Origin of the sequence: Moorena sp. SIO4A5 (assembly GCF_010672005.1) — a bacterium.
Lineage (GTDB): Bacteria > Cyanobacteriota > Cyanobacteriia > Cyanobacteriales > Coleofasciculaceae > Moorena.
In genome coordinates, this window is the sequence record NZ_JAAHHZ010000289.1 from 1 (window position 1) to 5,900 (window position 5,900).

Here is a 5,900-nt window from a genome sequence, read left to right on the forward strand (position 1 = left end):
CAGCGGTCAGCGGTCAGCCGTCAGTGCCTACGCGTAGCGTGGCCGTAGGCCAATCGCTCTTGTAGGGTGCTTCGCGGTGAAATGTAACGCACCATCTATATACAAATTGAAACCAAAATATCCTTAACCAATACAATGGTGCGTTACGGCTTAAACTATGGCAATATCATCTATTTTTATCAACCAAACCGCCTAACGCACCCTACAAAATCTACCTGGAATATTGCTAAGCATTCTTCTGCTAACAAAATTCATGCAATCACCCAGCATTACTAACTCCTTAAACGCTTTTCTCCAACAACCGAATATAGAAGCATCTCCTGCTTGGGAATTCATCCATGGACACCCGAAGCAAAAGCCTATGCCAACATTGTTTCATTCCCGCCTCCAACGCAACCTCGTAAACGCCATCAACAATCAAACCCATGCTTGCGTTGCGATTCAAGAACTCCGGTGCATCATTCCTCCCTTATCCCCTGTACCAGATATTGTCGTTGTTAAAAGCGATCGCCTCAGGGATCAAGATGGCCCCCGGTCAGGTTCACGCCTTCTGGTTAATTGAAATTCGTTCCCCTGACCAAAGCACATTAGACCTACAGAACAAAATTTTGCACTTTAGGTGCGCTTTCCGCATCTAATTATTAAATTCGCCACGGGTCGCACCTCTTGAGCAACGGGACTCAGCTGGCTTGGCTAATCGATATTCAGCGACAGCAAATCTGGGTTTGGGAAAACCAGGAACTACCACTGGTGTTTGCCGGAACTGACATACTCCCCACCCTTGACAATATCTCAGACTTTACAGTAGACGCAATAATTGGAATGACCCGACAGCGATAATGTAAGTATTCAGCTATCAGGTATCAGCTATACCAAAGGGAACAGCGGATCTGGGAACAGATCTTGTAGGGTGGGCAAATGGACATGATTCTTTATCAAATTGCCTTCCGTACAGAATTTGCCCACCCTACCGAACCGAATGCGATCGCACTGATGCTATTTGATCAATCAACATACAGCGGTTTGCACTTCAGTTAGGTACAAAGTTTTGGGTTTTTAGGGAGCAGGGACTTCGGAGCAGGGACTTCGGAGCAGGGAGCAGGGAAGAGGGAAGAGGGAAGAGGAGAAACAATGTGTACCTGATAGTTATGTAATCCGCCGTAAGAGGAATTATATCAGTAGTAGGGTGGGCAAATGGACATGATTGATCATGAAATTGCCAAGGGATCAGAATTTGCCCACCCGAGCCTACGGAATGCGTACGCACTACTGCTGGTTGTAGGGTGGGCAAATAGATATGATTGGTGATCAATTGGTATTACTAGGATAATTTGCCCACCCTAAACTAGTAGCGTACGCACTTTGGGAACAGTAGTAGGGTGGGCAAATGGACATGATTGGTGATGAAATTGTATTAATTTGATATATTGCCCACCCAAAGCCTATCTTTGGGAACAGTAGTAGGGTGGGCAAATGGACATGATTGGTGATCAATTGGTATTACTAGGATAATTTGCCCACCCTACACTAGTAGCGTACGCACTGGTCGGGGTTAGGGGTGGGTCCCGATTCCCGATTCCCGATTCCCGATTCCCGATTCCCGATTCCCCATTCCCGATTCCCGATTCCCGATTCCCGATTCCCGATTCCCCATTCCCGATTCCCCATTACCTATCTCCAAAGTAAAAAACCTACCCCTGAAAGCCCCGCGCCCCCGCTCCAAACTCTTCCCCTGTTCCCTGTTAAACACTTCTGATGACTTGGATTATTACACAGATACAAAAATTCGGGAATGCCATCTCTAAGGTGTTTACCGCCAAGCTATTTGAATTTGGTGGCCAAGCCTTTTCTCTGAGTTTCTTAGGCAAATTCCTGTTTTTATGTATCATCGCTATTCTGATATCCCGTACCATCAAAGCTCTGATTAAACATTGGTTACTGAGCCGTTTCAGGATGGATCGGGGTACTCGGGAAGCCCTCGCTTCTATTATCGGTTACATTCTAAGTATCTTAGGGTTTTTAATCGTTCTACAAACGTCAGGGATTAACCTAAGTTCTTTAGCAATCTTTGCTGGTGCTCTCGGTATTGGCTTTGGAATTGGACTACAAGATCTAGCTAGCAATTTTATCAGTGGTCTGACTATCCTGCTTGATCAACCGATTAAAGTGGGAGACTATATAGAAATCGATAATCTGTCAGGAACTGTGGAAAAAATATCGATTCGCTCTACAGTAATACGAACCATTCACAACGTTTGTGTTATTATTCCCAATAACAGTTTTGTCCAAAACAATGTCATTAACTGGAGCTACGAAAACCCTACAAGTCGTCTCCAAATTCCCATCAATTTTCCCGATGAATTAGATCCCCTTGTGATCACAGAGCTGCTGTTAGCGGCTGCCCGCCAAGAACCTCGAGTTTTATCTTCTCCCTCTCCCCAAGTTTGGTTCAAGGGCTATGGAGAGGAAGGGATGGATTTTGAACTTTTGGTTTGGATCGATAAACCAGCAGAGAGCCAAGGGATTAAAAGTGCTTTGTATTATCTGATTGATACTGAATTGCGATCGCGCCACATCGAACCCGGCCACCCTGAGCGAAACTTGCGTATTCACAATCCAGAAGCCTTAGTCTCCCTGTTTCGGCAATTACAAACCCCCGGGGTGACTAATGGCTCCTCCTCAACCCACAAGCAATCAGCTACAGCTAAACGCAAACCCAAGTCTAAATCCGCTAAAGCCTGGAAGCTGGCAGATCTATTGCGGCAAGTAAGTTATTTTCAAAACTGCAGCGATATCGAACTGCGACATATCATTGAAGAGGGCTATCGGAAAACTCTCCCAGCTTACGAAACCATCTGTCGGGAAAACGATCCAGGGGACTCATTTTATATTATCCTATCTGGAAAAGTGGAAGTGTTTGTAGAATCGATTGGAAAACGAGTCGCTACCCGTAAGTCTGGGGAATTTATCGGGGAGATGTCTCTGCTGATGGGTACTCCCCGTACTGCTACTCTTCGTACCCTAGAAGAGACGATGCTGTTTGTGGTGGATCGAGACAATTTACAAAGTCTATTGGCTAAGCACGAAGAATTAGCTGACCGAATTTCTGAAGAATTATCCAAACGTCAAGAGACATTGGAACGCTTAGGAATAACTGTTAGTAGCACAGAGGAAGACGAAACTCCTTTCGCGGAAATTCGCAAACGTATTCAATCAATTTTTGGTATTTAAAACCGATAGTTATCATGAATAAAATAAATCAGGATAATCAGTATCTATTACACCCATCAATTGATGATTTAGCTCAGCTTCCTAGCTCCTTTGTGGAAGCAGTCACTAGGGTGAAAACCTTTGCTCTGTTGGAAATGGAAAAAGAAACGGAGCGAAAACAGCTTTACTATCATAATTGTGACCATGTTAAGGGAGTGCAGCGTAGGGCTGATCGGATTTTCCAAGCCATCAGACCCTATTGGGAAGCCTGTCTGGACAATGATATAGCAGCAGACTATCTGAGCAGAATGAAACAGTTAATCGATCTGTGCGCCATTGCTCACGATATGGTACAAGAGTTTCTCCCTCAAATCAAACCCCATACTTCTAGACGGCGAGAAAATGGTGTGAGCGAAGCCGCTACAATTACTAAGCTTTTGGATTACATCAAAAATCAGAATGAATGGATAAGCAAGCAAACTTCTAACCATCTGACCTTGTTTACCGATTCAGATTTACAAATCATTACAGAAGCCATTAATGCTACCATTTGTTGGTATGATAGTTTAGACAATACAATTTACCAACCTGACCTCTACTCTTCTGATAAAAACTTATCTCTGGTAGCTCGGATTATTGCTTTGGCTGATTTAGGCACTTTGGGAATGGAAGGAATTGAAGCATTTAACCAGGAAGGCAGTCTGCTATTTCTAGAAGAAAATCCTGATATTATCCCAATACTTTTGAATCACGATCTTCCATATTATGAAGCTATCGATAAACAAACGCTTTATGAAAATCTTAGACAACGGCTCCTGAAAAGGACTCGCTTTCAAGTCAATTTTGCTAAGGGACGAATGGCGAGATTTGCTCGTGAACTTAAAGGGTTGACCGCCGAAGCAATTTCGGTTTTAACCCAGGATGTTTTTAAGTATTTGAATCCAGCCATAATTCAAGAAATTGAATTATTAACTCCTACCGCTAATGACACTAATTTTGAGGAATTGATTGAGTTTTTTAAGCTCGAAAACTATGTAGAAAAGTAGGTGATATCAGCTTAACAACAAGATCAAAAAGGCAATCAATGATAGTGTTGCCGAATCAACTAAAAACTACTAAAATCGATTAAACGCGATTAAACGTGATCAATAATACCTCAATAATCGGAAATATCTGTTCGGATACGCTCTAAGGAACTATTCATATCTTTCAATTGTTTTTGAATTGCTAATAACTGACCTTCAAGTCTGGAAACTTTGCTAAATTGATTCTGCTCCTTGAGCACCTTGTCGAACTTTTCCTCCTGCTCCTGCTTGAATTCATCGACACTATCACTGATATTGCTGGTGATAATTCCAACAAACAGATTGATAGTAATCATCGCCCCCAACATCACAAAGCTTACAAAAAAAAGGACACCAATCAGGGGTAAAGCTGAGGGATTTGTGCAAAGTGCTTCTATACCATCGTAACCATAGCTTTCGCAGCCATACATTTGGATGTACATCAAATCTGTCCAACCTTCTAGGGTTACTACTTGAAATAGAGACAAGATAGATTTGGGTAAGGAAGAAAAGTGCATCGGATCGTTTTCAGCAAATAAAAAGGTTCCGGCTACCCCATAAATATAGAACAAAATACAGAGAAGTAAAAATACATATCCCATGGAGGGTAGGCTTTTGAGTAGAGCTCGGACGAGTATTTGTAAGCGAGGCAAAGCAGATATTAGCCTAAATACTCTCAGCAGCCTAAGCATACGTAGCACTATAAAATATTGATTATCAATGGGCAATAGTAACGCCACAACAATGAATAAATCAAATAGATTCCAGCCATTTTTAAAGTAGTTCCATGGATGACTAGCTTCAGCACCTATCTTAATAAAAATTTCAGCAATAAAAAACCCTAATATTAGATGTTCTATAAAAGTGACAATAGTGCCGTACTTTGCTGTAAATGATGGATAAGTTTCCAGACCTACTATAATGCTAGCCAAGATTATTACGCTCAAAACTGTATTCTGAAAGAGTTCAGAATTAGAAATTTTTTGGAGTGCTACCTGCATAAAAAAAATTAGATAAACAATTACAGTGGGCAACTTGTGATATAATTATATCCCGATGAATACTTATCATTCCGGGTGCTTGGTCATTGGTAATTAGTCATTAGTCCTTAGAAATCACTAATGAATAAACTATAGTACCACTATCCTTAGGCAATTATTACTATACTATATATCGCATTTATCAATTCGGTGAGGTACAAAGTTCTGGGTTTTAGGGAGCCTCGGAGCAGGGAGCCTCGGAGCAGGGAACAGGGAACAGGGAGAAAATCCAGCGTTGCTTAATAATGGAATGATTTTAAGAGTAGGTGCGCTTTCCAATGGGCGAGTAAATCGCCCTTGGGTCGCACCTCTGGAATGGGCATCAGGCGTGGAATGGGCATCAGGCGTGGAACTGGCATCTTGCCAGTTTCAATGTCTTGATGCAGTCGCTCATGGGGGAAACCCCCGCAGGTCGGCGCTGCATCGCTATATTTTCGAGCGGGCAGGATGCCCACTCTACTCCTATTCATTCCTCAATTCAGCAACGCCGAAAATCCCTCCCTACTCCCTACTCCCTACTCCCTACTCCCTACTCCCTACTCCCTACTCCCTACTCCCTACTCCCTACTCCCTACTCCCTACTCCA

Annotated in this window: 7 protein-coding genes; 6 read left to right on the forward strand and 1 reads right to left on the reverse strand. The window is 42.8% G+C overall.

The window, feature by feature from the left end; genetic code table 11:
* Positions 1–253: 253 nt before the first annotated feature.
* From F6K57_RS35205 to F6K57_RS35225, 5 genes are all read left to right on the forward strand, one after another.
* Positions 254–562 (forward strand): Uma2 family endonuclease, encoded by a 309-nt coding sequence (locus F6K57_RS35205; RefSeq protein WP_229415303.1) that lies wholly within the window; start codon positions 254–256, stop codon positions 560–562.
* A gap of 104 nt (positions 563–666) precedes the next feature.
* Complete coding sequence (locus F6K57_RS35210) at positions 667–840, forward strand: hypothetical protein (RefSeq protein WP_229415302.1); 174 nt, start codon at positions 667–669, stop codon at positions 838–840.
* 718 nt (positions 841–1,558) lie between these two features.
* Positions 1,559–1,756 carry a hypothetical protein gene (locus tag F6K57_RS35215; protein WP_293054932.1) on the forward strand — a complete coding sequence of 66 codons (198 nt, stop codon included), beginning with the start codon at positions 1,559–1,561 and terminating at the stop codon, positions 1,754–1,756.
* Complete coding sequence (locus F6K57_RS35220; protein ID WP_293054934.1) at positions 1,756–3,231, forward strand: mechanosensitive ion channel domain-containing protein; 1,476 nt, start codon at positions 1,756–1,758, stop codon at positions 3,229–3,231. The genes F6K57_RS35215 and F6K57_RS35220 overlap by 1 nt, the downstream gene beginning before the upstream one ends.
* Before the next feature lie 14 nt (positions 3,232–3,245).
* Positions 3,246–4,256 carry a hypothetical protein gene (locus tag F6K57_RS35225; protein ID WP_293072629.1) on the forward strand — a complete coding sequence of 337 codons (1,011 nt, stop codon included), beginning with the start codon at positions 3,246–3,248 and terminating at the stop codon, positions 4,254–4,256.
* Between the two features lie 110 nt (positions 4,257–4,366).
* Here the strand turns inward: F6K57_RS35225 and F6K57_RS35230 are convergent, their stop codons facing one another.
* Complete coding sequence (locus F6K57_RS35230) at positions 4,367–5,275, reverse strand: ion transporter (RefSeq protein ID WP_293055370.1); 909 nt, start codon at positions 5,273–5,275, stop codon at positions 4,367–4,369.
* Positions 5,276–5,564: 289 nt separating this feature from the next.
* On the opposite strand from F6K57_RS35230, the gene F6K57_RS35235 reads away from it, so the two are divergent.
* The coding region (locus F6K57_RS35235; protein WP_293072631.1) for a hypothetical protein at positions 5,565–5,900 on the forward strand (336 nt) is incomplete at its 3' end.